Annotated in this window: 26 protein-coding genes; 11 read left to right on the top strand and 15 right to left on the bottom strand. The window is 62.0% G+C overall.

Annotated features, from left to right (window positions below):
- The first annotated feature begins 51 nt into the window (after positions 1 to 51).
- Positions 52 to 375, top strand: coding sequence for a multidrug transporter (locus tag MKZ87_RS17140; protein WP_085697873.1), 324 nt, complete (start codon positions 52 to 54; stop codon positions 373 to 375).
- A gap of 38 nt (positions 376 to 413) precedes the next feature.
- Here MKZ87_RS17140 and MKZ87_RS17135 read toward each other — a convergent pair whose 3' ends face one another.
- From MKZ87_RS17135 to MKZ87_RS17115, 5 genes are all read right to left on the bottom strand, one after another.
- Positions 414 to 665, bottom strand: coding sequence for a YfhL family 4Fe-4S dicluster ferredoxin (locus MKZ87_RS17135; protein WP_003195146.1), 252 nt, complete (start codon positions 663 to 665; stop codon positions 414 to 416).
- 102 nt (positions 666 to 767) lie between these two features.
- Complete coding sequence (gene coaD / locus MKZ87_RS17130; protein ID WP_007953414.1) at positions 768 to 1,247, bottom strand: pantetheine-phosphate adenylyltransferase; 480 nt, start codon at positions 1,245 to 1,247, stop codon at positions 768 to 770.
- A gap of 115 nt (positions 1,248 to 1,362) precedes the next feature.
- Positions 1,363 to 2,958: a GMC family oxidoreductase gene (locus tag MKZ87_RS17125; protein ID WP_085702919.1), complete on the bottom strand. Its 1,596-nt coding sequence runs from the start codon at positions 2,956 to 2,958 to the stop codon at positions 1,363 to 1,365.
- 42 nt (positions 2,959 to 3,000) lie between these two features.
- Positions 3,001 to 3,546: a twin-arginine translocation pathway signal protein gene (locus MKZ87_RS17120; protein ID WP_085697871.1), complete on the bottom strand. Its 546-nt coding sequence runs from the start codon at positions 3,544 to 3,546 to the stop codon at positions 3,001 to 3,003.
- Positions 3,547 to 3,570: 24 nt separating this feature from the next.
- Complete coding sequence (locus MKZ87_RS17115; protein WP_085702918.1) at positions 3,571 to 5,001, bottom strand: coniferyl aldehyde dehydrogenase; 1,431 nt, start codon at positions 4,999 to 5,001, stop codon at positions 3,571 to 3,573.
- 146 nt (positions 5,002 to 5,147) lie between these two features.
- On the opposite strand from MKZ87_RS17115, the gene MKZ87_RS17110 reads away from it, so the two are divergent.
- Positions 5,148 to 5,819 (top strand): TetR/AcrR family transcriptional regulator, encoded by a 672-nt coding sequence (locus MKZ87_RS17110; protein WP_007953407.1) that lies wholly within the window; start codon positions 5,148 to 5,150, stop codon positions 5,817 to 5,819.
- Positions 5,820 to 5,847: 28 nt separating this feature from the next.
- Entirely contained in the window at positions 5,848 to 6,702 is an 855-nt protein-coding gene (locus MKZ87_RS17105) for a sulfurtransferase (RefSeq protein WP_085697868.1), read from the top strand.
- Positions 6,703 to 6,706: 4 nt separating this feature from the next.
- On the opposite strand, the gene MKZ87_RS17100 is transcribed toward MKZ87_RS17105, so the two are convergent.
- From MKZ87_RS17100 to MKZ87_RS17065, 8 genes are all read right to left on the bottom strand, one after another.
- On the bottom strand, positions 6,707 to 7,537 hold the full coding sequence (locus MKZ87_RS17100; RefSeq protein ID WP_085702917.1) for an AraC family transcriptional regulator: 831 nt from the start codon (positions 7,535 to 7,537) through the stop codon (positions 6,707 to 6,709).
- Positions 7,538 to 7,541: 4 nt separating this feature from the next.
- Positions 7,542 to 8,558: a hydrolase gene (locus MKZ87_RS17095; protein ID WP_234206097.1), complete on the bottom strand. Its 1,017-nt coding sequence runs from the start codon at positions 8,556 to 8,558 to the stop codon at positions 7,542 to 7,544.
- Positions 8,559 to 8,623: 65 nt separating this feature from the next.
- A complete protein-coding gene (locus tag MKZ87_RS17090; protein WP_266201377.1) occupies positions 8,624 to 10,117 on the bottom strand; it encodes a M16 family metallopeptidase in 1,494 nt (497 codons plus the stop codon).
- Complete coding sequence (locus MKZ87_RS17085; RefSeq protein WP_085702914.1) at positions 10,110 to 11,453, bottom strand: M16 family metallopeptidase; 1,344 nt, start codon at positions 11,451 to 11,453, stop codon at positions 10,110 to 10,112. Before MKZ87_RS17085 ends, MKZ87_RS17090 begins: the two co-directional genes overlap by 8 nt.
- Before the next feature lie 114 nt (positions 11,454 to 11,567).
- Positions 11,568 to 12,173, bottom strand: a complete 606-nt coding sequence (rsmD, locus tag MKZ87_RS17080) for a 16S rRNA (guanine(966)-N(2))-methyltransferase RsmD (RefSeq protein WP_085697863.1) — start codon at positions 12,171 to 12,173, stop codon at positions 11,568 to 11,570.
- On the bottom strand, positions 12,173 to 13,660 hold the full coding sequence (locus MKZ87_RS17075; RefSeq protein ID WP_266201375.1) for a M16 family metallopeptidase: 1,488 nt from the start codon (positions 13,658 to 13,660) through the stop codon (positions 12,173 to 12,175). Before MKZ87_RS17075 ends, rsmD begins: the two co-directional genes overlap by 1 nt.
- Positions 13,653 to 15,008: a M16 family metallopeptidase gene (locus MKZ87_RS17070; RefSeq protein WP_085702912.1), complete on the bottom strand. Its 1,356-nt coding sequence runs from the start codon at positions 15,006 to 15,008 to the stop codon at positions 13,653 to 13,655. The genes MKZ87_RS17075 and MKZ87_RS17070 overlap by 8 nt, the downstream gene beginning before the upstream one ends.
- A 151-nt stretch (positions 15,009 to 15,159) precedes the next feature.
- A complete protein-coding gene (locus MKZ87_RS17065; RefSeq protein ID WP_080511029.1) occupies positions 15,160 to 15,354 on the bottom strand; it encodes a hypothetical protein in 195 nt (64 codons plus the stop codon).
- On the opposite strand from MKZ87_RS17065, the gene ftsY reads away from it, so the two are divergent.
- The 4 genes from ftsY (at position 15,353) to rpoH (ending at position 19,503) form a co-directional block, all read left to right on the top strand.
- A complete protein-coding gene (gene ftsY / locus MKZ87_RS17060) occupies positions 15,353 to 16,843 on the top strand; it encodes a signal recognition particle-docking protein FtsY (RefSeq protein WP_266201372.1) in 1,491 nt (496 codons plus the stop codon). The genes MKZ87_RS17065 and ftsY overlap by 2 nt on opposite strands.
- Positions 16,840 to 17,511, top strand: a complete 672-nt coding sequence (gene ftsE / locus MKZ87_RS17055; RefSeq protein WP_007953396.1) for a cell division ATP-binding protein FtsE — start codon at positions 16,840 to 16,842, stop codon at positions 17,509 to 17,511. Before ftsY ends, ftsE begins: the two co-directional genes overlap by 4 nt.
- Positions 17,508 to 18,533, top strand: a complete 1,026-nt coding sequence (gene ftsX, locus MKZ87_RS17050; protein ID WP_266201371.1) for a permease-like cell division protein FtsX — start codon at positions 17,508 to 17,510, stop codon at positions 18,531 to 18,533. The genes ftsE and ftsX overlap by 4 nt, the downstream gene beginning before the upstream one ends.
- A gap of 115 nt (positions 18,534 to 18,648) precedes the next feature.
- On the top strand, positions 18,649 to 19,503 hold the full coding sequence (gene rpoH / locus MKZ87_RS17045) for an RNA polymerase sigma factor RpoH (protein WP_007953393.1): 855 nt from the start codon (positions 18,649 to 18,651) through the stop codon (positions 19,501 to 19,503).
- Positions 19,504 to 19,573: 70 nt separating this feature from the next.
- Here the strand turns inward: rpoH and mtgA are convergent, their stop codons facing one another.
- Positions 19,574 to 20,296 (bottom strand): monofunctional biosynthetic peptidoglycan transglycosylase, encoded by a 723-nt coding sequence (mtgA, locus tag MKZ87_RS17040; protein WP_085697858.1) that lies wholly within the window; start codon positions 20,294 to 20,296, stop codon positions 19,574 to 19,576.
- A gap of 74 nt (positions 20,297 to 20,370) precedes the next feature.
- Here mtgA and MKZ87_RS17035 point away from each other — a divergent pair, with 74 nt between their 5' ends.
- From MKZ87_RS17035 to trmB, 4 genes are all read left to right on the top strand, one after another.
- Positions 20,371 to 20,751 carry a DUF423 domain-containing protein gene (locus MKZ87_RS17035; protein WP_085697857.1) on the top strand — a complete coding sequence of 127 codons (381 nt, stop codon included), beginning with the start codon at positions 20,371 to 20,373 and terminating at the stop codon, positions 20,749 to 20,751.
- 72 nt (positions 20,752 to 20,823) lie between these two features.
- Positions 20,824 to 21,024 (top strand): sulfur carrier protein ThiS, encoded by a 201-nt coding sequence (gene thiS / locus MKZ87_RS17030; protein WP_007953386.1) that lies wholly within the window; start codon positions 20,824 to 20,826, stop codon positions 21,022 to 21,024.
- A gap of 60 nt (positions 21,025 to 21,084) precedes the next feature.
- On the top strand, positions 21,085 to 21,879 hold the full coding sequence (locus tag MKZ87_RS17025) for a thiazole synthase (RefSeq protein WP_007953385.1): 795 nt from the start codon (positions 21,085 to 21,087) through the stop codon (positions 21,877 to 21,879).
- A 9-nt stretch (positions 21,880 to 21,888) separates the two neighbouring features.
- Positions 21,889 to 22,614: a tRNA (guanosine(46)-N7)-methyltransferase TrmB gene (gene trmB, locus MKZ87_RS17020; RefSeq protein ID WP_266201368.1), complete on the top strand. Its 726-nt coding sequence runs from the start codon at positions 21,889 to 21,891 to the stop codon at positions 22,612 to 22,614.
- Positions 22,615 to 22,746: 132 nt separating this feature from the next.
- On the opposite strand, the gene MKZ87_RS17015 is transcribed toward trmB, so the two are convergent.
- Positions 22,747 to 23,070 carry a DUF3392 domain-containing protein gene (locus MKZ87_RS17015; protein ID WP_011336381.1) on the bottom strand — a complete coding sequence of 108 codons (324 nt, stop codon included), beginning with the start codon at positions 23,068 to 23,070 and terminating at the stop codon, positions 22,747 to 22,749.
- Positions 23,071 to 23,082: the final 12 nt, after the last annotated feature.

Raw genomic sequence — 23,082 nt, 5'->3', positions numbered from 1 at the left:
GCCTACGGTCTATAGTGAGTTGTCTCACTGTTCAGCCCGAAGGATCGTGCCATGAAGTCCTTGCAAACCCTCATCGTCGCCCTGCTGCTGTGCTTCAGCCTGACCATTCAGGCCGCGGAAGGCGGCAGCGGCGATCCTCGTTACGCCATCCAGAATCCACCGGCCTACGCCATGCTCGGCGATCTGCTGATTGCCCGTCCGTTACTGGTGGTGGCGACGGTGATCGGTGCCGGGGCGTTCGTTGTGTCGTTGCCGTTCACCGCGCTGGGTGGCGGGATTGGCGATGCGGGAGAGGCGCTGGTGGTGGCGCCGGCGAAAGCGGCGTTCGTGCGTTGCCTGGGCTGCACTGGAGAGGGATTCGAACAGCGTGAATGACGTGATCGCAGCCTGCTGCTGCGATCACGGTCAGAAACTCAGGCCTTGCCGGTGATCTTGCGGTACTTCTCCATCAACTGTTCTTCAGTCTCCGGATGGGCTTCGTCCAGTGGAATGCAATCCACCGGGCAGACCTGCTGACACTGTGGCTCGTCGTAGTGGCCGACGCACTGGGTGCACAGGTTCGGGTCGATCACGTAGATCTCTTCGCCTTGAGAAATGGCGGCGTTCGGACACTCGGGTTCGCAGACGTCGCAGTTGATGCAATCGTCGGTGATGATCAGGGACATGCTAACTCCAGCCGGGGCGGGGAGCCCGGGCGCTATGAATCAATGCGCGCAATTGTGCCGCATTGGCGCCCGTAGTGCACGCGGGCGCCGTTTGAACGGTCGTTACTTCTTGAAGCGCAGGGTCAGGGCTTCGGCCACCGCCGGGTGGACGAACTTGCTGATATCGCCGCCCAGGGCCGCGATTTCCCGCACCAGGGTCGAGGAAATGAACGAATAACGCTCGGACGGGGTGAGAAACAGGCTCTCCACATCCGGGGCCAACTGGCGGTTCATGTTGGCCAGCTGGAATTCGTATTCGAAGTCCGACACCGCGCGCAGGCCACGCAGGAACACGTTGGCGTTCTGTTCCTTGGCGAAATGCGCCAGCAGCGTCGAGAAGCCGACCACTTCCACGTTCGGCAGGTGTTTGGTGACCTCGCGGGCCAGCTCGACCCGTTGTTCCAGCGGGAACAGCGGATTCTTCTTGGGGCTGGCGGCGACGGCGATGATCACGTGGTCGAACAGGCGCGAGGCGCGTTCGACCAGATCGCCATGGCCCTTGGTAATAGGGTCGAAGGTACCTGGGTACAACACTCGGTTCATCGCGTCGTCCTGGCGGGAATCCGTTGGGGAGTCGGATGGTATCGCAGCCGTCCCGGTCGGGAAAGTCGCCTGTTGGGTAAGAAAGCACTATAGACGATCGGAATTTTCGTCTTTTTCACGGGTTTCTCAGCCGTTCGCCGAGGGATGTCGCCAGTTGCGCCGTCAGACCGTAGACCGACAACTGCGGGTTGGCGCCGATGCTGGTGGGAAAGAGCGAGCCGTCATGAATCGACAGATTGCGCAGTTGATGATGGCGGCCGAGGCTGTCGGTGACGGCGGTTTTCGGGTCTTCGCCCATCGCGCAGCCGCCCATGACGTGGGCACTGCCCAGGCGGGTGCGATACAACTGCAGACTCAGGCTGTCGATCAACGAGCGGGCCTCGGCCGGGCTGTTCACGTAGCGCGCATCAGCGTGCATCGGCATCACTGCTTTGGCGCCGCCGGCGAACTGGATCTCGGCCATGCTGTGGAAGGAGCGACGCAAACCCTCCCAGGCGTAAGGCGAAACCTGATAGTCGAGTACCGGCGAGCCGTCACCGCGCAGCTCGACGCTGCCGCCCTGGCTGTCCGGGTGAAAACCGTCACGCAGCAGGGCCAGCATCGCGTGGGTGTGCGGCAGGTCCGCCATGTGTTGCGCACTTTCCTGACCGAACCCGCCGAGCAATGTGGCAGCCAGCGCCGGGTGCAGCGGCGGCACTTCAAGCTTGTAAGCCATCGGGCCGGTGGTGCCGTCCTTCCACTGGAAATGATCCGAATAGATCGACTGCGGCGCACCGTAGAACGGGTTTATCACTTCGTCGAAACGCCCGGCGGACATGTTCACCAGATGCAGGAAGGTGCGCTTGCCCAGGCGTTTGTGCGGATCCGGTGCATCCGAACGCATCAGCAGCGCCGGGCTGTTGATCCCGCCGCCGGCCAGCACGTAATGCCGCGCCTTGACGGTGATCGTGCGTCCGGTCGGCTCGACGCAGCGTTCGTCCATCGCCACACACTGCAGCCCGGTGACCTTGTCGCCGTTGATCAACAGTTTTTCGGCCCGGGCCAGATAGAGCAGTTCGCCGCCCTTTTCCAGCGTTGCCGGAATGGTCGTGACCATCATCGACTGCTTGGCGTTGGTCGGGCAGCCCATGCCGCAGTAACCGAGGTTCCAGCAGCCGCGCACGTTGCGCGGAATCACGTGCCAGCTGTAGCCGAGCTGTTCGCAGCCTTTGCGGATCACGTCGTTGTTGGCGTTGGGCGGCACCCTCCACGAGGCGACGCCGAGGCGCTGCTCCATTTTCTCGAACCACGGTGCCATGTCGGCGGGGCTGTGGCCTTTGACGTTGTGTTCTTTGGCCCAGTGTTCGAGGGTCGGCTCCGGCGTGCGAAAGCTCGATGTCCAGTTGATCAGGGTGGTGCCGCCAACCGCGCGGCCCTGAAGGATGGTAATCGCGCCGTCCTTGCTCATGCGGCCGGTGCCTTCCTGATAGAGGCTGCTGTAGGCCTGGTCTTCCAGCAGTTTGAAATCGCTGCTGGTCTTGAGCGGACCCTCTTCGATCAACAGCACTTTGTAGCCGGCGGCACTGAGGATTTCCGCGGTGGTGCCGCCGCCGGCGCCGCTGCCGATGATGGCGACATCGGTTGCCAGGGTCAGGTCATCGCTGAGTTGCGCGCCGTTGTAGGTTTTCCAGCCACGGGCAAGGCCTTCGCGAAACGGGTCGGGTACGGGCATCGATCAGGTTCTCTTATTATTGTTTTGCGTGGGGCGCCAGGCTCAAACGGCGGGCGGGCCGGGGTAACCGCAATGGGCCCAGGATTCGGCGCGGGTGTACCAGGCCATCATCACCATTTGCAGCAATGAGCTGTGGCCCATGCGCAGCAGGCTCAGCGAGCTGTTTTCCCAGCGATCGAGGAAATGGCGGATCGCCTCGGGGCTGGCGTTTTCCCAACTGCCCCAGATTCCGGTCAATGGCCCGCGCGTCACCGCCATGCCCAGCACATCAAACAGTTGCCGGGTGAGCTTGAGCATTTCCGGCGACAGGTGATCGAGGCTGTAATCCAGCGACTTCAGGGTTCCATCGACAGCGGCGGGCATCTTTTCCACCGCGACGGCGCCATCGAGCATTACCGGAATCAGCGCGCGCAGAAACAGCAGGTCACCGCTGCGCAGCGTGGTGAATCCGTGGGCCGATACGCTCGATGAACAGCCGCTGAGGCTGGCACCAAGCCCGGCGGTGGCGAGGAACGCCGTGGCGCCCAGGCTGAATTTCAGCAGGCCACGGCGCGAGAGGGCAGGTGTTTCGGTCAGGCTTGGGTGCATTGTTGTTATTACCCGGCGGTGACGTTAGCGAATGAACAGTTTCTGGATCAGTTTCTGAATGGATTTGCCGTAGGGCGGGTAGATCAGTTTCGCCGCGTTGAAACGTTGTTTGACCAGCACGCCCTTGGCCTTGCTGAACGTCAGGAAACCTTCGTGCCCGTGGTAATGCCCCATGCCCGACGGGCCGATGCCACCGAACGGCATGTCGTCCTGCGCCACATGCAGCAGCGTGTCGTTGAGGCAGACGCCGCCGGAATGGGTTTCGCTGAGCACGCGCTTCTGTTCGCGTTTGTCGTAGCCGAAGTAGTAAAGAGCCAGAGGACGTGGCCGCTGATTGATGTAAGCAAATGCCTGATCCAGATCCTGATACGGCACGATCGGCAACAGCGGGCCGAAGATTTCGTCCTGCATCACCGTCATCTCGTCGCTGACATTCAGCAGCAGGCTGTGCGGCATGCGCCGGCCCTGGCCCTGCTCGAACAGCGGAATCAGCAGCGCGCCCTTGCTGGTGGCGTCGCTGAGGTAGCTGTTCAGTCGCGCCAGTTGGCGCTCGTTGATGATGGCGGTGTAGTCCGGGTTGTCGGCGAGTGTCGGATAAAACCCGCGCACGGCCTGGCGATAGGCTTCGACGAAACCGCCGATGCGCGCTTCCGGCACCAGCACGTAATCCGGGGCCACGCAGGTCTGGCCGGCATTGAGGGTCTTGCCGAAGGCGATGCGTTCGGCGGCGTCCTTGAGCGGCACGTCGTGGGAGACGATGGCCGGGGATTTGCCGCCCAGCTCCAGCGTCACCGGGGTCAGGTTTTCTGCCGCCGCGCGCATCACGTGCCTGCCGACGCTGGTGGAGCCGGTGAACAGCAGGTGATCGAAGCGCATCTTCGAAAACGCCACGCCGACATCGGCCTCGCCGAGCACCACGCACACCAGATCCTCGGGGAAGATTCGCGCCAGCAGTTGCTTGAGCAGCAGGCCGGTGGCCGGGGTCGATTCGCTGAGTTTCAGCATCACCCGATTACCGGCCGCGAGGGCGCCGGTCAACGGGCCGATGGCCAGGAACAGCGGGTAGTTCCACGGCACGATGACGCCCACCACGCCAAGCGGCTGGTACACGACTTTCGCCGATGCCGGCTGGAAGGCGACGCCGACTTTGCGCCGCGAAGGTTTCATCCACTGGCTGATGTGCCGGCTGGCGTAGTGAATGCCGTGCAGGCTCGGCATCAGTTCGGCGAGCAGGGTTTCATCGGCGCTGCGGTGGCTGAAGTCGGAGCTGATGGCGTCGATCAGGGCCTGCCGCTCGCTGCTCAACAAATCGCGCAGGGCCTTGAGCCATTGCTGACGCTGGGCCGCCGGCGGCATCGGGTTGGCGGCGTAGGCGGCACGCTGCGCATCGAACAGCCGATTGAGCTCTTCCAGCGGCTGTTGCAGCGTTTGCAGGTAGGCAATATCGGCAGTCATTGTCAGCTCCGGAGATGTTGTTGTGACGAACTTTTTAGAGTCTATGCTCTAGAAAGTCAAATGGCTTCCTTGCGCATCCTGGTTTTATCCGGTTCCGGTTAGGTCGTAAGATGCCCCCCAACGCACTCTGAATTAAAGCTCAAGCCATGGCCCCACGGATCAAAACCAGCGAGCGCATCGTGCAGAACAGCCTCGAGCTGTTCAATCAGCAGGGCGAGCGCAGCATCAGCACCAATCACATCGCCGCCCACATGGAGATTTCTCCGGGCAATCTGTACTACCACTTCCCCAACAAGCAGGCGATCATCGCCGTGCTGTTCAGTGAGTACGAAAGCCTGGTGGACAGCTTCCTGCGTCCGCCCCAGGGCCGGGCCGCGACGGTCGAAGACAAGCGTTTCTATCTCAAGGAATTGCTGTCGGCGATGTGGCGCTACCGTTTCCTGCACCGCGATCTCGAGCATCTGCTCGACAGCGATCCGGATCTGGCCGGGCGTTACCGGCGCTTCTCCCAGCGCTGCGTGATCCAGGGCGCGGCGATCTACGAAGGCTTTGTTGCCGCCGGGATCCTGAAGATGGACCGGGTGCAGATCGAATCCCTGACCCTCAACGCGTGGATCATCCTCACCTCGTGGGTGCGCTTCCTGTGCACGACCCGAGAAAATTCCAATCACCTCAGCGAACAGGCCATCAAACGTGGCGTGTATCAGGTGCTGGTGCTGGAAGCAGGGTTCGTCACCGAGCAGGCCCGCGATGAGGTCAACGCCTTGTTCGAAGAGTTCTACGTGCCGCTGGCCCAGGCCCTCGAAGAGAGACCGTAATTCCATTTCCTCACTGGAGTCGTTCGCTATGCCGATTGCGCAACTGATCAGCCCGACCGCCCTGGATGCCCGCAAGGCGCAGCCGGGGCTGGTGATTCTCGATTGCCGTTTTGCCCTCGAAGACCCGGATTACGGCCAGCGCAGCTACGCCGAGGGGCACATTGCCGGGGCACATTTCGCCGATCTTGAGCGGGACCTCAGCGGCCCGGTGACCAAAGGCGTGACCGGTCGCCATCCGCTGCCGGAGCCGACGGCGCTGATTGATCGCCTGCAAGCCTTCGGCATCAACAACGACAGTGACGTGGTTCTGTATGACGACGGCCCGGGCGCCTATGCGGCGCGGGCCTGGTGGTTGCTGGCGTGGCTGGGCAAGCGCGACGGCGTGTTCATTCTCGATGGCGGGCTCAAGGCCTGGCATGCGGCGGGGCTGCCGCTGAGCCTCGATCCACCGTCAGCCGTCCGCGGCAACTTCAGCGGCCAGCCGGACATGAACCTGCTGCTCAGCGCCGAGCAATTGCAGCAGCGCCTCGGCCAACCGGCCCTGACCCTGCTCGATGCCCGCGCGTTGCCGCGCTTCAAGGGTGAAGTGGAACCGATCGACCCGATCGCCGGGCACATTCCCGGCGCGCAGTGCGCGGCGTTCACCGACAATCTGGGCAGCGACGGGCGTTTCCTGCCGGCCGATCAGCTCAAGCAGCGTTTCGCCGCGAAACTCGGCGAGCGTTCGCCGGCCGATCTGGTGGCTTACTGCGGCTCCGGGGTGACAGCGTGTCACAACCTGTTCGCCCTGTGTCTGGCGGGTTACCCGTTGGGTTCGCTGTATGCCGGATCGTGGAGCGAGTGGATCAACGAGCCGTCGCGCGGTATCGCGACGGGCGAATAAGCGCTCAGCGACCCAGCCGCGCGCTGCGATAGGCCGCCGGCCCCACACCATAAACCTGTTTGAACTGCCGGCTCAGATGGCTCTGGTCGGCAAATCCCAGCTGCGCGGCGACTTCCACCGGCACGCAGCCGCTCTGCAGCAAGCCCCGCGCACAGGCGATCCGCTGCTGCATCAGCCAGCTGTGCGGCGGCATGCCGGTGGCGCGGCGGAACACCCGGGCGAAGTGGAAGGGTGACAGGTTCACGGCCGCCGCCAGTTCTTCCAGCGAGGGCGGCGCCGCCAGTTGCGCGTGCAGCAACTCCTTGGCCATCGCCACCGCGCGATGCTCCTTGCCGGGGTTGCCGTTGATTTGCACCGCCGCGTGACGCTGCAACAGCCGCCTCATCATTTCGCGCCACACCGTTTGCTGTTGCAGCGCGGTGGCGGGGCTTTCCAGCAAGCGGTGCAACTGACTGAAGCCGGTGACCAGATCCGGGTCGCGATACAGCGTTGCGCCAAAGGCCGGCATCGGCGCGGTCGGCAGTTCCAGTTCTTCAAGCAGCGAGACAATCTTGCCGGTGTCCGGGTAGAACGCACGGTACAGCCAGCCGTCCTCGGTGCCCTTGTGGCCGGTGTGCAATTCATCCGGATTGATCAGCACCAGCGTGCCGCTGCCCGCCAGGTGTTCGGCGCCGCGATAACGGTAGCGCTGGGCACCGGCCATGATCATGCCGATCACATAACCGTCGTGGACGTGCGGGGCGAAACGATGCTCGATGTAGCGCGCGGTCAACAGCTCGACCCCGGCCAGAGGCGCGGCTTGCCAGAAACGGATCGACTCGCCCCGATCGCTCATGACCTCACCCGCGACCCGCGTCAGCCAGCCACTGCGGAATCCGTCGTTCCAGGTAATAGCCCGGCTGGCGGAGCGTGCCGTCGACGAAGCCGACATGCCCGCCCTTGTTCTGCAATTCGAACACGGTCGAGCTCGATAGCTCACTGGCTGAAGGCAAACTGTGGGGAAACACGAACGGATCGTCCGCCGCCTGAATGATCAGGGTCGGCGTGCGAATCTCTCCGAGAAAGTAACGGCTCGATGCCCGGCGATAGTAATCCTCGGCATCGACGAAACCGTGCAGCGGCGCGGTCACCCGGCCATCGAAATCCCAGAAAGTGCGCATGTTTTCCAGCGAGCCGAGAGCGGCCAGTGCGGCAAGACCGTCCTCGCGCCCGTCGTGCTGGAACTGGCGCTGCTTGTTCTTGATGTAGGCCACCATCTCGCGCATGAAGTGCGCCTGATAGACCTTGGAGAAACCCTGGCCGATACGGTCGGCGCATTGATCGAGGCGAAACGGCACCGACACCGCCACGGCACCCAGTACGCCGCTGGCGCTGCCGGTTTCCCCCAGATGCTTGAGCAGCACATTGCCGCCGAGGGAATAGCCGACCGCATACAACGGCGCCAGTGGCCGCTTGGCTTTCAGATGGCGGATGGTCTCGGCGAGGTCTTCGCTGGCGCCGGAATGGTAGCTGCGCGGCAACAGGTTCGGCTCGCCGGAGCAGCCGCGCCAGTTCAGCGCAACACTGGCCCAGCCCTGTGCGGCGAGCGCTGCCTGGATTCCGGCCACATAAGGCGAATTGGAGGAGCCGGTCAGCCCGTGCAACACCAGCACCAGTGGCGCTTCGGCGCTGTGCGGGCCGTACCAGTCGAGGTCGAGAAAGTCGCCATCCTCCAGCCATAGCCGTTCGCGCTGGCGGTCAAGGTGAACGGTCTTGCGCCAAAGCGGCCCCCACAAGGTTTGCAGGTGCGGATTGCCAAGGCCGAAGGCGGGCGTGAAACGAAAACCTGGTTCGGAAGGAGAAAGAAGTGCGCGCACGGTAAATCTCGACGGTGTCATGCATGAAGTGACAGTCATACAAGGGCTGTCACTTCAAGGGAGGTCTAACTTGCCACAAAGCCTGCATCGGCGCGACACGAATGCCCCGACGGCTCGACGGTCGGGACAATGGCCGGTTGCGGGAGCGGCACTTGGGGTACCGTCGGACCGACCGTCACTACCCGCCACTGATCGTCCGGCAGATGTTTGTCCATTGCCGTTCTGATCTGTTCAAGCGTCAGGCGCTGCACCTGTTGTGCGAAGAAGTCCAGGTCCAGTGGCAAGTGATGCCGGTTGATCTCGGCCAGGCGCCCGAGAATCTGCGCGTTGCTGGCGCTGCCAACGATGTTGGCGTTGGCCAGTCGGCGTTTGAAGTAAGCCAATTCCTCCTGTGTCGGGCCCTCACGCCGGAATTTGCTGAGCATCGATTTCACCAGGGCCACCGTTTCATTCGCGAATTGAGGGCTGGTCTGCAGGGTGATTGATGTCAGGCCGCTGCCCGCCCAGTCTTTGTTGCGAATGCTGGCGTCGTACACCAGGCCGCGTTTTTGCCGCAGTTCTGTCATCAGACGGGAGTTTGCTCCCCTGCCGAAAATCAGCGTCGCGGCATACAGCGCAACGAAGTCTTCGTGTTGGCGCGACAGGCTGGGTTGTCCCAGCAATACGTGAACCTGTTCCTGTGTGCGCTCGACATGGCGATGCATTTCAGTACCGAAAGCCTTGAGCGGTTCGACGGTGGGCAATGCAACGAGGGGCGCGGGTAGCGCGTTGGCGATTTGCAGGCTGATGGCCTGTGCCTGTTCGACGGAAAGGTCTCCCACCAATGTAATTTGTGTCTGGCTTGCCGAGTGGGTCTGGCTGTGAAACGTTTGAACGGCCTGACGGGTGAGCGAGGTCAGGCCGGCATCGGTTCCGTAGATCGAACGGGCGTATGGCGTGTCCGCAGCCAGCAGGTCCAGCAGGCGCAGCGAGGCAATTTCCGCAGGTTGTTGCTGTTCTGCCAGCTGCAAGCCACGAAGCTCGCGCTTGACCCTGAGCAGAGCTTCTTCGGTAAGAGCGGGCTGCCCCAGCATTTGCGTAAACAGCTGCAGAGCCCGGCTGCTTTTGTCTGGATCGCTCAGGCTGCGCAACGTGAAAGTGGCACGTTCCTGATCCAGGTCCATCCCGAGCTTCGCTCCCAGCCCGTCGAACACTTCGGCGATCGCTGCATGATCGCTCATGTCGGCGACGCCTTCGTTGAACAGACTGAATGTCACCGCTGCCAGACCGGGTGTGTCGCCATCGTGCGCACTGCCGCCGGCGAAGCTGACGTGAACGTCGAACATTGGCAGATCCGTGGTGTGGATGAATAACGTTTTGATGCCTGTCGTGGTTTTCCAGCCCTTGATGGTAAAGGGGCGTGGAGCCTGTTGTGTGGAGTCTGTTTCCAGCAACGATTGCAATCGAGTGTCGGGAAAGCCGGCTGGCGAGTTGGCGGCAGTAGCCTGGCTGGCTGACAGCCAGCTGATGAGTGCGAAACAGGCCAGGACAGACTCAAAGACGCGCGCCGATTTATCCATGTTTTTTCTCCATGAGCACATGGGCGGTGCTGAGGCGTTCGCGGATCAGATATTTTTCAGCGGTCTGACGGATGTCCTCGGGCGTCACGTTCTTTAACCCGGCAATCTCCTGATCGAGCAATTGCCACGACAGGCCAATGCTCTCGAGGGCGGCCAGCTGTTGGGCAGTGCTCTCGATAGAATCTCGTGCAAAAACCCTTTGGGCGATCAACTGGGTTCGCGCGCGTTCCAGTTCATCGATGGAGGGAGGCGTTGTGCGCAGCTCCTCGAACAGATCCCAGACGCGTGATTGCGCCTTGTCAGGCGTGGCCGATTGCGAATTGTCGAGCCGGGTGCGCACTATCAGGAGGGTGTCGCCACGGCTGTAAAGGTTGTAGCTGGCGTCGACTTGACTGAGCAAATGCTCCTGGTGCAACAGGCGTTTTTGCAGGCGTGCGCTCTGGGAGCCTGCCAGCAACATTCTGATCAGCTGCAGTGCGTGTGCGGTCCGATCGGTGTCTGCCGTAGCCAGGCTGGGAACGTTGATTGCCATGATCAGTTGTGGGGCAGGAACCGGTTGATTGAGTGTGATTCGGCGTTCGCCCGGCTCCGGCAGTTCATGAGGTTTCACGGCTTGTGGAAAGGCGCGACCGGGCAGGCTGCCGAAGTAACGCTGAGCCAAGGGCTGAACGTAATCGAGCGTGACGTCACCGACGATAACCAGCGTGGCATTGCCGGGGGAATAGCGTGACTCATACCAGCCCCGCAACTGAGTGGCGTTCAGACCGTGCAGGTCATTCATCCAGCCGATGACGGGCGTCCGGTAGCTGCTGGAGGGATAGGCCAGAGCTTCCAGGCGTTCCATTGCGGTGTCGAGAGGACTGTCTTCAACACTCCAGCGACGTTCTTCTTGAATGACGGCAATCTCGGGGTTGAAATCCTCAGGTCTGAGGTGAGCGGTCGACATCAGGTCGGCCATCAGCTCAAACGCGACGCCCAGATAAGGCTTGGGCAGCGTCTGGTAATAGGCCGTGACGTCCTTATTGGTAAAGGCATTTTCCGATGCGCCCAGGGATTCCAGAATGGCCGATGCCTCACCCGGACAAGTCTTGCTGCTGCCCTTGTAAAGCATGTGCTCCAGCGCGTGGGACAGTCCGGTCTGGCCCGGCGATTCGTCAGCCGAGCCGACTTTGAACCAGAGTTGCGAGGTGACCAGCGGGGCCCGGTGATCCTCGCGGACGACGACCTTCAGGCCATTGTCCAGCAGAAACTCATGGGTGGTCGGTGGTGGATCGGCCAGCGCCAGCAGCGGGGCGAGGGCCAGGCAAGGCAGCATCCTGCTGCACAAAGTGTCCATAAGTGATTCATCCTCAGTGGATTACGGAAATGGCGTAATCCACTGTGGAGATTTTGCAGGGGAGGCGTGCGGTAGTTATCTACCGCACGCCGGGCATTGCATGCATCGACGGTGTCAGAGAGCGGGCAGGCTGCGCTGCCACAACGCGTAGTACACCCGCCCGGATTTCTGCTCGCGGTGCAGGCGCCAGTTGCCCGGCAGGCCGAGGGTCGATGGTGCGGTTTCGCTTTCAGTGTAGATCCACGAATCTTCGGCCAGCCATTGGCGCTCTTCCAGCAATGTGCACACCGACGGCAGCAGGTTCTGGTTGAACGGCGGGTCGAGGAACACCAGGTCGAACGGAGTCGCGGTCTGGGTTTCCAGGTAGCGCAGCGCATCGGCGGTCTGTACGTGGCCGTTGGTGCAGCGCAGCGTGCCGAGGTGTTCTTTCAGGCTGGAGACCGCAACATGGCTGGCGTCCAGGGCCTGACCCATTGCTGCGCCACGGGACAGCGCTTCCAGAAACAGTGCGCCGCTGCCGGCGAACGGATCGAGAACCTTGGCCCCGGCAACGTACGGCGCGAGCCAGTTGAACAGGGTTTCGCGTACCCGATCCGGCGTCGGACGCAGGCCCGGCGCATCAGGAAAGCTCAGTTTGCGGCTGCGCCATTCGCCGCCGATGATGCGCAACTGGTTCACCCCGTTGTGCAGTTTTTGTACAGGTTTCTTTGGACTGGCCATTAATGCTCCGGAACCCCGAGCGGCTGCTCGGCAGGTTTATCAGATGGGGCCGGTAACGGCTTTTGCGGCACGGTCGGGCCAGCGCTGACGATGACCAGTTTATCCGTGCTCAAGTGTTTGTTCAGAACGTCGCGAACCTGCTCGACCGTCAGGCTTTGGGACTGACGCATGAAGTCGTCCAGATAGCTCAGCGGCAGGTTGTAGAACCCCATGGCGCCGAGCTGACCGACGATATCGGCATTGCTCGCGGTGGACAGCGGAAAGCTGCCGGCCAGTTCGCGCTTGGCGTCGTCCAGTTCTTTCTGGGTCGGGCCGGTCTTGAGGTAGTCGGCGAGCACGTCCTGCACCAGTTTCAGGGTGCCTTCGCTCATTTGCGCACGGGTCTGCAGATTGATCATGAACGGTCCGCGAGCCTGCATCGGGCTGAAGGCTGAATACACGCCGTAGGTCAAGCCGCGCTTTTCACGCACTTCGCTCATCAGTCGGGTGCCGAAACCGCCACCGCCGAGGATCTGGTTGCCCATCGACAGCGCGGCGTAGTCCGGGTCGTCACGGTCGATGCCCAGTTGCGCGATCATCAGGTTGGTCTGCTTGGACGGGAATTCGATGTGGCCGACGCTGGCCTTCGGTTCGGTCGGTTGCTCGATTTTCGCCAGCGCCGGGCCCTTTGGCAGCGCAGCGGACACCTGATTGGCAATCGCCTCGGCTTCACTGCGGGACAGATCGCCCACCAGTGCGATCACCACGTTGCCCGCCGCATAGGCCTTGGCGTGGAACTCACGCAGTTGCGCCAGCGTGATTTTCGGCACGCTTTGCGCGTTGCCATCGCTGGAATGGGCGTATGGGTGATCGCCGTACAGACGCTTCATCAGCTCCAGGCTGGCGAGTTTGCCGGGGTTCTGTTTCTGGTACTCGAAACCGGCGAGCATCTGGTTCTTGATGCGCGTGAAGGAGTCGGCCGGGAAGGTCGGTTTGCCCACCACTTCCGAGAACAGTTTCAGCGCCGGCTCGCGTTTGTCGGCGGCGCTCAGGCTGCGCAGCGAGGCGATGGCCATGTCTTTATAGGCGCCGTTGCCAAAGTCCGCGCCCAGGCCTTCGAAACCTTGGGCGATGGCACCGACGTCCTTGCCCGCCACGCCTTCGTTGAGCATGGCGTTGGTCAGCAGGGCCAGGCCCGGCGCGTTACCGTCCTGGCTGCTGCCGGCGGCGAAAATCAGGCGCATGTCGAACATCGGCAATTCGCGGGCCTCGACGAACAGCACCTTGGCGCCTTCGGCGGTGTTCCAGGTCTGCACGTCGAGCTTGCGGCTGGCCGGGGCCTTGCCGTCGAGTTCCGCCAGCGATTGCAGCTTCTGGCTGGACTTGGCGTTATCCAGCGCTTCGCTGGCCTTGGTGTTGTCGCTCGGCACCAGATAGAACGCAGCGGAGCCGATGACGGCCACGGCGATCAGGCCGAGCAGCAGGCGTGGGGTTTTGCGCTCACTCATGAGTCGTCTCCAATGGCAGGACGTGGGCGACGCTGAGACGTTCGCGGGTGAAATACAGCTTGGCGGCGTTCTGGATGTCTTGCGGGGTGACGCTTTCCAGATCGGCCAGTTCGGTGTCCATCAGTTTCCACGACAGACCGACGGTCTCCAGCTGGCCGATGGCGGTGGCCTGGCTGGTGATCGAATCGCGCTCGAAGACCAGGCCGGCGATAACCTGCGCACGCACGCGCTCCAGTTCTTCGGCGGACGGTGCGGTGGTTTTCAGCTGATCCAAAAGTTTCCACAGACCGGCTTCAGCCTGGGCCATGGTCTTTTTCTTCTGGGTGTTCGGCGTGGCCGATAGGGTGAACAGGCTGTCGCCGCGAGTGTAGGCGTCGTAACTCGACGAACCGCCGGACACCAGCTCTTCACCGCGCTCCAGCTGGGTCGGGATGCGGCCGCTGTAGCCGCCGTCCAGCAACGCCGAAATCAGGCGCAAGGCGTTGACCGAGCGTTTGTCTTCGGCGGTGGCGATGCTCGGAACGTTGAAACCGAGCATCAGGCTTGGCAGTTGGGTCTGCACGTGCAGGGTGATCTGGCGTTCACCCGGTTCCGCCAGTTCCAGCGGCTTTTTCGCCGGTGGCACGTCGCGTTTCGGGATCGGCCCGAAGTAGCGCTGGGCGAGGCTTTTCACCTCGTCCGGGGTCACGTCGCCGACCACCACCAATGTGGCGTTGTTCGGCACGTACCAGGACTGATACCAGTGACGCAGCTCTTCGACCTTCATCCGCTCAAGGTCGGCCATCCAGCCGATGGTCGGCGTGTGATAACCGCTGGCCGGGTAGGCCATGGCCTTGTAGCGCTCGTAGGCCTTGGACATCGGCTTGTCGTCGGTGCGCAGGCGGCGCTCTTCCTTGATGACTTCGATTTCCTTGGCGAACTCGTCGGCCGGCAGCCGCAGGCTGGCCATGCGGTCGGCTTCCAGTTCGAAGGCCACGCCCAGACGGTCGCGGGCCAGCACCTGGTAATAAGCGGTGAAGTCGTCGCTGGTGAAGGCGTTCTCTTCGGCGCCGAGGTCGCGCAGAATCAGCGAAGCTTCGCCGGGGCCGACTTTTTCGCTGCCCTTGAACATCATGTGCTCGAGGGCGTGGGACAGACCGGTCTGGCCCGGGGTTTCGTAGCTGGAACCGACCTTGTACCAGACCTGCGACACCACCACCGGCGCGCGATGGTCTTCGCGCACGACGACCTTCAGGCCGTTGTCGAGGGTAAATTCGTGAGTCGGTTGCGGATCGGCCGCCAGGGCCGAAAGGGGCAGGCAGACTGTGCTGAGCAGCAGGCCTGCGGCGCGGCGGGCTAGAGCATTCATTCTTTTTTAAACCTGTTGGGCTGCCCGCTTGGTCTTAGCGTCGGCGGGCGAGAGGGTGCTAGGATACTGATCCGTTTTACCGGCGACCACGCCTATCCGGTTTTGAAACCTGATCAGGTTGTATGGGTTTGCGGCAGAAGGCTTTGGTTTATCAGCTAAACTTCGCTTTTTCGCCGATTTTGCCGGCCAGTCCTTCATTAAAACGATTCCTTTGAGGTGCCGTTGGTGCCTCGACAAAATGTTGCGCGTGAACAAGCTGGGTGAAACACAGTCTGTTCTGCATCGAATATTTATTTGCCGGGGCGCCCCTGTGGCGCGTCGCTACCGTGAGATAGCCGTCCTCCATGTTTGGTTCCAACGACGACAAGAAGACCCCAGCTGCGGCTGGCGAGAAGAAAAGCCTGTTCGGATGGCTGCGCAAGAAACCGCAGGAACCCGTCATCGAACAGCCGACTGCCATTCCTGAGCCAGCCCCCGCGCCCGCTCCCGTAATAGAAGAAGCGCCGGCACCGGTTGTGCTGCCGATCGCCGAGCCGGTGTTGCAACCTGTGGCCGAGGCCGAGCCTGAAGCGCCGGCTGCCGCCGAATTGCCGCTGACCCCGGCCAGTGAGCCGTGGCTGACCTTGCCGGTGGCGGAAGAGCCGGTGGCGCTGGTCGAAGAGGCCGCGCCGCACGTTACGCCGCCGATTCCTGCGCCGGTTGCGTTTACGCCGGAACCTGCTCAGGCGCCAGTGGTGGAAGCCGCTCCTGTCATTCCAGAACCTGTGGTTGCTGCCCCGGTTGCCCCGATTGTTGAAACGCCCGAGCCTGCACCTGCACCTGCACCTGCACCTGCACCAGTCGCCGTAGCGCCAGTCGCTCCTGTGGAAACCCCGGTCGAGGCTCCGCGCACCGAGGAAACCAAGGCCGGCTTCTTCGCCCGCCTCAAGCAAGGCCTGTCCAAGACCAGCGCCAGTATTGGCGAAGGCATGGCCAGCCTGTTCCTCGGCAAGAAAGCCATTGATGACGATCTTCTCGACGATCTCGAAACCCGCCTGCTGACGGCCGACGTCGGCGTCGAGGCGACTTCGGTGATCATCCAGCGTCTGACCCAGAAGGTCGCACGTAAAGAGCTGGCCGATTCCGACGCCTTGTACAAATCCCTGCAGGCCGAGCTGGCCGCAATGCTCAAGCCTGTCGAACAGCCACTGAAAATCGCTTCCCAGAACAAGCCGTTCGTGATTCTGGTGGTCGGCGTCAACGGCGCCGGCAAAACCACCACCATCGGCAAGTTGGCGAAGAAGCTGCAGCTGGAAGGCAAGAAAGTCATGCTGGCCGCCGGTGACACTTTCCGTGCCGCAGCTGTCGAGCAATTGCAGGTCTGGGGCGAGCGCAACAAGATTCCGGTGATCGCCCAGCACACGGGCGCGGACTCGGCTTCGGTGATCTTCGACGCCGTGCAGGCCGCCAAGGCCCGTGGCATCGATGTGCTGATCGCCGACACCGCTGGTCGTCTGCACACCAAAGACAACCTGATGGAAGAACTGAAGAAGGTTCGCCGGGTGATCGGCAAGCTCGACGTCGATGCGCCGCACGAAGTGCTGCTGGTGCTCGACGCCGGCACCGGTCAGAACGCCATCAACCAGGCCAAGCAATTCAACCAGACCGTCGAACTGACCGGCCTGGCGCTGACCAAGCTCGACGGCACCGCCAAGGGCGGGGTGATTTTCGCCCTGGCCAAGCAATTCGGCCTGCCGATCCGCTACATCGGCGTCGGTGAAGGCATCGACGATCTGCGTACCTTTGAAGCCGAACCCTTTGTCCAGGCATTGTTCGCCGAACGGGAGCGTTCATGATTCGTTTCGAACAGGTCGGTAAGCGCTACCCGAACGGTCACGTCGGCTTGCATGAGCTGAGCTTTCGAGTCCGTCGCGGCGAGTTCCTGTTTGTCACCGGCCACTCCGGTGCCGGTAAATCCACATTGTTGCGCCTGTTGCTGGCGATGGAGCGTCCGACCAGCGGCAAACTGCTGCTGGCCGGACAGGACCTGAGCACCATCAGCAATGCGCAGATTCCGTTCCTGCGCCGACAGATCGGCGTGGTGTTCCAGAACCATCAACTGTTGTTTGATCGCACGGTGTTCAACAACGTCGCGCTGCCGTTGCAGATTCTCGGGCTGTCCAAGGTTGAAATCGCCAAGCGCGTCGATTCGGCGCTGGAGCGTGTGGCGCTGTCGGACAAGGCCGAACTGTACCCGGGCGACCTCTCCACCGGTCAGCAACAGCGCGTCGGCATTGCCCGCGCCATCGTTCACCGTCCGGCTCTGCTGCTGGCGGACGAACCGACCGGTAACCTCGACCCGCGTCTGGCGGCCGAGATCATGGGCGTGTTCGAAGACATCAACCGTCTGGGCACCAGCGTGCTGATCGCCAGTCACGACCTGGCGCTGATCGCGCGCATGCGCCATCGCATGCTGACCCTGCAACGCGGCCGATTGATCGGCGACGGGGAGGCCGGCGTATGAGTGCAACACGTAGTCCAAAGGTTTCCGAGCGCGTGGCCCCGAAGGCAGCCGATCCGCAACCGCCAAAGAAGAAAAAGCACGACGATGACGACGGCCCGGATTTCGCCACATTGTTCCGTGCCTGGATCGAAAGCCATCGCGCCAGCTGGATCGACAGCCTGCGCCGTCTCGGCAAGCAGCCGATCGGCAGCTTCTTCACCTGCATGGTGATGGCGGTTGCGCTGAGCCTGCCGATGGGGCTTTCGCTGTTGCTGAGCAACGTCGAGCGCCTGGGCGGCTCGTGGCAGCGCGCGGCGCAGATTTCGCTGTACCTGGAGCTCGAGGCCAGTCCGTCTCAGGGCGAAGCGTTGCGCGACCAGATCAAAGGCATGCCCGGCGTAGCTGATGCTGAATATGTCGGCCGCGACCAGGCGCTGGAAGAATTCCAGCAGCAGTCGGGACTGGGCGAAGCCCTGCGCGAGCTGCCGGAAAACCCGCTGCCGGGCGTGGTGCTGGTGACGCCGAACGAGGTCGACAAGTCGACCCTGGAAGCATTAAGACAAAAACTTTCCGAGCTGCCGAAGGTACAACAGGCGCAACTTGATCTAGTCTGGGTCGAGCGTCTGGCCGCCATACTCAAGCTCGGCGACCGTTTTGTGTTCGGTCTGACGGTGTTGCTGGTTTCCGCATTGCTTTTGGTGATAGGCAATACCATTCGTCTTCATATTGAAAACCGCCGCACCGAGATAGAAGTGATTAAACTCGTCGGCGGCACCGACAGCTATGTGCGTCGTCCTTTCCTTTATATGGGCGCGTTGTATGGCTTCGGTGCGGGGCTGCTGTCCTGGGGTGTATTGGCGTTCGGCCTGAACTGGCTGAACGACGCGGTGGTCGGGCTGGCCGGCTTGTACGGCAGTGACTTCGCACTGGCCGGCGTGCCAGTTGCCGACGGTCTGTCGCTCTTGCTTGGCGCGGTGCTGTTGGGTTATATCGGTGCATGGATTGCAGTCGCACGTCATCTCAGGGAGTTGGCGCCGAAGTAGAATCTTTTTTGCGCGTGATTGACCTTTCAGTGGTTAAGGAAACTTTCATTTGAGTTTCCGGTCAATTTTTCGCAATGCTGAAAAGCATGAGTATGTAAGTCGGAGGTTTTTCCGTATGTCCAATTCTTTGCAACCTGCGTATGCATTGGTTCCAGGCGCAAACCTGGAAGCCTACGTGCACACCGTCAACAGCATTCCATTGCTGACGCCGGAGCAGGAGCGTGAACTGGCCGAGAGTCTCTACTATGAGCAGGATCTGGGGGCGGCTCGGCAGATGGTGCTCGCCCACCTGCGGTTTGTCGTACACATCGCCCGTAGCTATTCCGGCTACGGTCTGGCTCAGGCTGACCTGATCCAGGAAGGTAACGTCGGCCTGATGAAGGCCGTTAAGCGTTTCAACCCGGAAATGGGCGTGCGTCTGGTGTCCTTCGCGGTGCACTGGATCAAGGCCGAGATTCACGAGTTCATCCTGCGCAACTGGCGGATCGTGAAAGTCGCGACCACCAAGGCCCAGCGCAAGCTGTTCTTCAACCTGCGCAGCCAGAAGAAGCGTCTGGCCTGGCTGAACAACGAGGAAGTCCACCGTGTGGCGGAAAGCCTCGGCGTCGAGCCGCGTGAAGTGCGTGAGATGGAAAGTCGCCTGACCGGCCATGACATGGCCTTCGACCCGGCTGCCGAAGCCGACGACGACAGTGCTTTCCAGTCGCCGGCCAACTACCTGGAAGACCACCGGTACGACCCGGCGCGTCAACTGGAAGATGCCGACTGGAGCGACAACTCCAATCACAATCTGCACGAAGCGCTGGAAGTGCTGGACGAACGCAGCCGCGACATTCTCTACCAGCGCTGGCTGGCAGAAGAGAAAGCCACGCTGCACGATCTGGCGCAGAAGTACAACGTGTCGGCCGAGCGGATCCGTCAGCTCGAGAAGAGCGCGATGAACAAGCTCAAGTTGTCGATTGCCGCATAACCGGTAGTCTGGCAATAAAAAACGCCCCGATCAGTGATGATCGGGGCGTTTTCTTGTGCGCTTCAGAAACTCATTGGGCCCAGGGTGCCCGACGTGACTCATCGAGTGTCAGCAGATAGCTGTCGCCACCCAGCTGGCTCATCTGCTGGCGAATCCATCCGGCGCGGCGCGACACGTAAGCAGTCGGATGACTGGCGCTCCACACCCGAGGATTCGGCAGTACGGCCGCCAGATAACTCGCCTGCTGCCGGGACAATGACTTGGCACCTACGCCGAAGTGATGCCGTGCCGCCGCTTCGGCGCCGAACACGCCGTCATCCCACTCGACGCTGTTCAGGTACACCTCGAGAATCCGCTGCTTGGGCCAGAACACTTCGATCAACGCGGTGAACCAGGCTTCCAGGCCTTTGCGCAGATAACTGCGGCCTGACCACAGGAACAGGTTCTTCGACACTTGCTGGCTCAACGTGCTGGCGCCGCGAATCGAGCCACCGAGTTCGTTGTGGGCCAGTGCAGCTTTGATTGCACTCAGGTCAAAACCCCAGTGCTCGGGGAATTTCTGGTCTTCGCCGGCAATCACCGCGACCTTCAGGTCATCGGAGATCTCGTCCCACGGCTTCCAGGTGCGTTGCAGATCGATCGGCTCGCCGTCGACCCAGGATTCGATCTTTCGCTCGACCATCAACGCCGTGCCCGGCGGCGGCACGAAGCGAAACACCAACACCAGCAATACACTGCCGCCCGCGAACCAGAGCAGGGCCTTCGTGAAACGACGGAGAAATAAACGCAGCATAGAGATGGCTTGGCCGAACCGGTTGAGCGGGCCATTATACAGACCCTGCCGATCGAGTCTGAGTGGAGTTCTACATGCTGCGTAGCTTTCTGATGCTGGCTGCCTTCTTTGGTTTCACGGGTGTCGGCCTTGGCGCATTCGCCGCCCATGGCCTGAAAAACCGCCTGACCCCGGATTACCTGGCGATCTTCCACACTGGCGTCACGTATCAGTTGGTACACGCATTGGCGCTGTTCGGCGTGGCGCTGCTGGCCACGCAGCTTCAGGGGCGTCTGGTCGCCTGGGCCGGCATCTCGTTCACCGTCGGTATCCTGCTGTTCTCCGGCAGCCTGTACCTGTTGACCACCCTCGGCATCGGCAAGCTCGGCATCATCACCCCATTCGGTGGCCTGGCATTCCTGATCGGCTGGCTGTGCCTCGGACTCGCCGCCTGGCGCCTGCAGCCAACCGCTTGACGCTTGGTGCTGACCTTTAGGTCATGATCGGGCTAGAATGCCACCCCCTAAAAAGTGATGGCGGCGTTGCGCATGCGCATTCAGTTGAACGGTGAATCCTTTGAACTGCCCGACGGTGAAACCGTTGCGGCCCTGCTGACCCGTCTGGATCTGACCGGACGCCGCGTCGCGGTCGAACTCAATCTGGATATCGTCCCGCGCAGCCAGCACGCCGACACCACGCTGAACGACGGCGACAATGTCGAAGTCGTGCACGCGATAGGCGGCGGCTAGTCGCCAGGCCTGCATGGGCCGACAATTCTGCAAGACCCTCACCCCAACAGAGGATTCCCCATGAGCATCGTTCGTAGCGACAAGCCTTTCGTTCTGGCCGGTCGTACTTACCAGTCGCGTTTGCTGGTCGGTACCGGCAAGTACCGTGACATGGAAGAAACCCGCCTGGCCATCGAAGCCTCGGGTGCCGAGATCGTCACCTTCGCCGTGCGCCGCACCAACTTGGGCCAGATCGAAGGCGAGCCGAACCTGCTTGAAGTGCTGTCGCCGGATCGCTACACCTTCCTGCCGAACACCGCAGGCTGCTACGACGCGGTGGAAGCCGTGCGCACCTGCCGCCTGGCCCGTGAACTGCTCGATGGCCACAACCTGGTGAAGCTGGAAGTGCTGGCCGACCAGAAAACCCTGTTCCCCAACGTGATCGAAACCCTCAAGGCCGCCGAAGTGCTGGTCAAGGAAGGTTTCGACGTGATGGTCTACACCAGTGATGACCCGATCATCGCCCGGCAACTGGCGGAAATCGGCTGCATCGCGGTGATGCCACTGGCCGGTCTGATCGGTTCGGGCCTGGGGATCTGCAATCCGTACAACCTGCAGATCATCCTCGAAGAAGCCAAGATCCCGGTGCTGGTGGATGCCGGTGTCGGCACTGCTTCCGACGCCACCATCTCGATGGAGCTGGGCTGTGACGCCGTGCTGATGAACTCGGCCATCGCCCATGCCCAGCAGCCGATCATGATGGCTGAAGCCATGAAACACGCGATCGTCGCGGGCCGCCTGGCCTACCTCGCCGGCCGCATGCCGAAAAAACTCTATGCCAGTGCCTCTTCGCCGCTGGATGGTCTGATCAAGTAAGAGCTATTGATGACTGAATCGAACGACACGCCAATCCAGACGGAACAAGGCGACGAGCGCCAACACCGCCGCATCAAGAGTTTTGTGATGCGCGCCGGGCGCATGACCGAAGGCCAGCAGCGCGGCCTGGATCAGGGCGCGCCGAAGTTCGTCCTGCCGCTGGCCGATGCGCCGGTGGATTACGACCAGGTGTTCGGCCGTTCCGCGCCGCGTTCGCTGGAGATCGGTTTCGGCATGGGCCACTCGCTGCTGGAAATGGCCGCCGCTGCGCCGGAACAGGATTTCATCGGTGTCGAAGTTCACCGTCCGGGTGTCGGCGCGCTGCTAAATGGCGTGCTGACTCAGGGCCTGACCAACCTGCGGGTCTACGATTGCGACGCGATCGAAGTGCTCAACCGCTGCATCGCCGACAACAGCCTCGATCGCCTGATGCTGTTCTTCCCGGACCCGTGGCACAAGAGCCGTCACCACAAGCGCCGCATTGTTCAGGCGTCCTTCGCTGAACTGGTGCGCAGCAAGCTGAAGGTTGGCGGTATTCTGCACATGGCCACCGACTGGGAACCATACGCCGAATACATGCTGGAAGTGATGAACGTCGCCCCGGGCTACCGCAACCTCGCCGAAGACGGCAAGTGCGTGCCGCGCCCGGCCGAACGCCCGATCACCAAGTTCGAACGCCGCGGCGAACGTCTTGGGCATGGCGTGTGGGATCTGAAGTTCGAAAAGCTCGCTTAAGCATCACGCAATAAGAACTGTGGGAGCGAGCTTGCTCGCGATGAGGCCGTCACATTCAACATTTATGTCGTCTGTTACACCGCCATCGCGAGCAAGCTCGCTCCCACGATCGTTTTGGGTAGTAGCTGAAAATCAGCGGCGGTCCGCGACCACGCCGATCAACACCAGCACCACCAGCAACACCGGCGCCAGGCTGTAGTTGTTGAACTGGCTCAGCCCCTTCACCACCCAGGGTGTGGCGTAAATCAGCGCCGCGCCGCTGCCGATCATGCACAGCAGGGCCATCAGCGGGACGCGCAGGGCGCCGGCGATGCTGCCCAGGCGTTGCTCGACCCAGCCCTTGAAGTCGGCGCCAAACAGCACCAGCAGACAGCCCACCAGCGCCAGAGCGATTTCCGAGAGGTTGCTGCGGCTCCAGCGGGACACGGTGGCGAGCAGGTCGAGTATCAAATCCATGCGGTTTCCTTA

The sequence above is a fragment of the Pseudomonas sp. MCal1 genome, assembly GCF_026341415.1.
GTDB lineage: Bacteria > Pseudomonadota > Gammaproteobacteria > Pseudomonadales > Pseudomonadaceae > Aquipseudomonas.
The sequence above is the reverse complement of the archived record's forward strand: the minus strand, read 5'-3'. Positions and strand labels throughout refer to the sequence as shown.

What these genes read in the sequence shown, in the direction of transcription:
- MKZ87_RS17140 (WP_085697873.1), top strand. Translation starts at nt 52, where the DNA reads ATGAAGTCCTTGCAAACCCTCATCGTCGCCCTGCTGCTGTGCTTCAGC.
- MKZ87_RS17135 (WP_003195146.1), bottom strand. Translation starts at nt 665, where the DNA reads ATGTCCCTGATCATCACCGACGATTGCATCAACTGCGACGTCTGCGAA.
- coaD (WP_007953414.1), bottom strand. Translation starts at nt 1,247, where the DNA reads ATGAACCGAGTGTTGTACCCAGGTACCTTCGACCCTATTACCAAGGGC.
- MKZ87_RS17125 (WP_085702919.1), bottom strand. Translation starts at nt 2,958, where the DNA reads ATGCCCGTACCCGACCCGTTTCGCGAAGGCCTTGCCCGTGGCTGGAAA.
- MKZ87_RS17120 (WP_085697871.1), bottom strand. Translation starts at nt 3,546, where the DNA reads ATGCACCCAAGCCTGACCGAAACACCTGCCCTCTCGCGCCGTGGCCTG.
- MKZ87_RS17115 (WP_085702918.1), bottom strand. Translation starts at nt 5,001, where the DNA reads ATGACTGCCGATATTGCCTACCTGCAAACGCTGCAACAGCCGCTGGAA.
- MKZ87_RS17110 (WP_007953407.1), top strand. Translation starts at nt 5,148, where the DNA reads ATGGCCCCACGGATCAAAACCAGCGAGCGCATCGTGCAGAACAGCCTC.
- MKZ87_RS17105 (WP_085697868.1), top strand. Translation starts at nt 5,848, where the DNA reads ATGCCGATTGCGCAACTGATCAGCCCGACCGCCCTGGATGCCCGCAAG.
- MKZ87_RS17100 (WP_085702917.1), bottom strand. Translation starts at nt 7,537, where the DNA reads ATGAGCGATCGGGGCGAGTCGATCCGTTTCTGGCAAGCCGCGCCTCTG.
- MKZ87_RS17090 (WP_266201377.1), bottom strand. Translation starts at nt 10,117, where the DNA reads ATGGATAAATCGGCGCGCGTCTTTGAGTCTGTCCTGGCCTGTTTCGCA.
- MKZ87_RS17085 (WP_085702914.1), bottom strand. Translation starts at nt 11,453, where the DNA reads ATGGACACTTTGTGCAGCAGGATGCTGCCTTGCCTGGCCCTCGCCCCG.
- rsmD (WP_085697863.1), bottom strand. Translation starts at nt 12,173, where the DNA reads ATGGCCAGTCCAAAGAAACCTGTACAAAAACTGCACAACGGGGTGAAC.
- MKZ87_RS17075 (WP_266201375.1), bottom strand. Translation starts at nt 13,660, where the DNA reads ATGAGTGAGCGCAAAACCCCACGCCTGCTGCTCGGCCTGATCGCCGTG.
- MKZ87_RS17070 (WP_085702912.1), bottom strand. Translation starts at nt 15,008, where the DNA reads ATGAATGCTCTAGCCCGCCGCGCCGCAGGCCTGCTGCTCAGCACAGTC.
- ftsY (WP_266201372.1), top strand. Translation starts at nt 15,353, where the DNA reads ATGTTTGGTTCCAACGACGACAAGAAGACCCCAGCTGCGGCTGGCGAG.
- MKZ87_RS17065 (WP_080511029.1), bottom strand. Translation starts at nt 15,354, where the DNA reads ATGGAGGACGGCTATCTCACGGTAGCGACGCGCCACAGGGGCGCCCCG.
- ftsE (WP_007953396.1), top strand. Translation starts at nt 16,840, where the DNA reads ATGATTCGTTTCGAACAGGTCGGTAAGCGCTACCCGAACGGTCACGTC.
- ftsX (WP_266201371.1), top strand. Translation starts at nt 17,508, where the DNA reads ATGAGTGCAACACGTAGTCCAAAGGTTTCCGAGCGCGTGGCCCCGAAG.
- rpoH (WP_007953393.1), top strand. Translation starts at nt 18,649, where the DNA reads ATGTCCAATTCTTTGCAACCTGCGTATGCATTGGTTCCAGGCGCAAAC.
- mtgA (WP_085697858.1), bottom strand. Translation starts at nt 20,296, where the DNA reads ATGCTGCGTTTATTTCTCCGTCGTTTCACGAAGGCCCTGCTCTGGTTC.
- MKZ87_RS17035 (WP_085697857.1), top strand. Translation starts at nt 20,371, where the DNA reads ATGCTGCGTAGCTTTCTGATGCTGGCTGCCTTCTTTGGTTTCACGGGT.
- thiS (WP_007953386.1), top strand. Translation starts at nt 20,824, where the DNA reads ATGCGCATTCAGTTGAACGGTGAATCCTTTGAACTGCCCGACGGTGAA.
- MKZ87_RS17025 (WP_007953385.1), top strand. Translation starts at nt 21,085, where the DNA reads ATGAGCATCGTTCGTAGCGACAAGCCTTTCGTTCTGGCCGGTCGTACT.
- trmB (WP_266201368.1), top strand. Translation starts at nt 21,889, where the DNA reads ATGACTGAATCGAACGACACGCCAATCCAGACGGAACAAGGCGACGAG.
- MKZ87_RS17015 (WP_011336381.1), bottom strand. Translation starts at nt 23,070, where the DNA reads ATGGATTTGATACTCGACCTGCTCGCCACCGTGTCCCGCTGGAGCCGC.